Source organism: Methylorubrum aminovorans (assembly GCF_022179725.1).
Lineage (GTDB): Bacteria > Pseudomonadota > Alphaproteobacteria > Rhizobiales > Beijerinckiaceae > Methylobacterium > Methylobacterium aminovorans.
On record NZ_BPRC01000099.1, the window covers coordinates 1 to 706 of the forward strand.

Consider the following 706-nt stretch of genomic DNA (forward strand, 5'->3'; position numbering starts at 1 on the left):
AGTCGTTGATGGCGGCGACGACGCCGGCACCGACGGTACGGCCGCCCTCGCGGATGGCGAAGCGCAGCTTCTCTTCCATGGCCACCGGCACGATCAGCTCGACGTCCATGGTCACGTTGTCGCCCGGCATCACCATCTCGGTGCCCTCGGGCAGCGTGCACACGCCGGTCACGTCCGTGGTGCGGAAGTAGAACTGCGGGCGGTAGTTGGTGAAGAACGGCGTGTGGCGGCCGCCCTCCTCCTTCGTCAGGATGTAGGCCTCGGCCTTGAACTTCTGGTGCGGCTTCACCGAACCCGGCTTGCACACGACCTGGCCGCGCTCCACGTCCTCGCGCTTCGTGCCGCGCAGCAGCACGCCGACGTTGTCGCCCGCCTGGCCCTGGTCGAGCAGCTTGCGGAACATCTCGACGCCGGTCACCGTCGTCGTCGTGGTCGGGCGGATGCCGACGATCTCGACCGTCTCGCCGACCTTGACGATGCCGCGCTCGACGCGACCCGTCACCACCGTGCCGCGGCCCGAGATCGAGAACACGTCCTCGATCGGCATCAGGAACGGCATGTCGATCGGACGCTCCGGCTGCGGGATGTAGGCGTCGACCGTCTCCATCAGCTTCAGCACGGCGTCGCGGCCGATCTTCGGCTCCTTGTCCTCAAGCGCCATCAGGGCCGAGCCCTTGGTGATCGGGATGTCGTCGCCGGGGAAGTC

The 706-nt window shown here is 67.7% G+C and carries 1 protein-coding gene; it reads right to left on the minus strand.

The annotated features are described in order from the left end of the window. A partial coding sequence (locus MFF24_RS28675; protein WP_283214567.1) for an EF-Tu C-terminal domain-related protein occupies positions 1-706 on the minus strand: 706 nt, incomplete at both ends.